This is a genomic window from Microbacterium sp. Leaf351, assembly GCF_001423825.1.
GTDB lineage: Bacteria > Actinomycetota > Actinomycetes > Actinomycetales > Microbacteriaceae > Microbacterium > Microbacterium ginsengisoli.
The window spans coordinates 44,021-44,981 of the sequence record NZ_LMPK01000012.1 but is presented as its reverse complement, the minus strand read 5'-3'; the positions used below and the strand labels follow the sequence as shown (position 1 = coordinate 44,981).

General features: G+C 68.9%; 1 protein-coding gene. It reads left to right on the top strand.

Annotated elements, in window-relative coordinates; translation table 11 throughout:
- The coding region (locus tag ASG00_RS17035; RefSeq protein ID WP_235559155.1) for a heavy metal translocating P-type ATPase at positions 1–961 on the top strand (961 nt) is incomplete at both ends.

Here is a 961-nt window from a genome sequence, read left to right as displayed (position 1 = left end):
CGCCACGGTGCTTGCCACCTTCGTGCTGCTGGGGCATTGGGTGGAGATGCGCGCCCGCGGCGGCGCGAACGACGCCATCCGCACCCTCCTGGAGCTCGCACCCTCGCAGGCGGTCGTGATCCGTGACGGGCAGGAGGTCGAGATCCCCACCAGCGAGGTCGTCCCGGGGGATCTGATGCTGGTGCGGCCGGGGGCCAAGATCCCCACCGACGGTGTCGTGGAATCCGGAGAGTCCGAGGTGGACGAGTCGATGGTCACCGGCGAGTCCATGCCGGTGGACAAAGCGCCCGGGTCGGAGGTGATCGGAGCGACCGTGAACACCGTCGGCACCCTCCGCGTCACAGCCACCAAAGTCGGCTCGGACACGGCGTTGGCGCAGATCGTGAAGCTCGTGCAGGAGGCGCAGAACTCCAAAGCCCCCGGGCAGCGCCTCGCCGACCGGGCAGCGTTCTGGCTCGTCCTGGTCGCCCTGATCGGCGGCACCCTCACCTTCCTGGTGTGGCTGCTCGCCGGCGCTGCAATCCCGATGGCGATCCTGTTCGCTATCACCGTCGTCGTCATCACCTGCCCCGACGCGCTCGGCCTCGCCACCCCGACGGCGATCATGGTCGGCACCGGGCTCGGCGCGAAACGGGGCGTGTTGTTCAAGAACGCCTCCGGGATCGAAACCGCCGCCCACATCGACACGGTCGTGTTCGACAAGACCGGCACCCTCACCAAGGGGGAGCCGGAGGTCACCGACTACATCCCCGTCGGCGGCGACGAGCTCGAGACTCTCTCCCTCGCGGTCGCGTTGGAGCGGGAATCCGAGCATCCTCTGGCGAAAGCGATCGTGAATTACGCCGACGCCCGCGACATCCCCCGTCGCACCGCGACCGCGTTCCGAAACGTCACCGGGCAGGGCGCGATCGCCACCGTCGACGGTCGACAGGTCGTCCTCGGCAACCCGCGCCTTCTCACC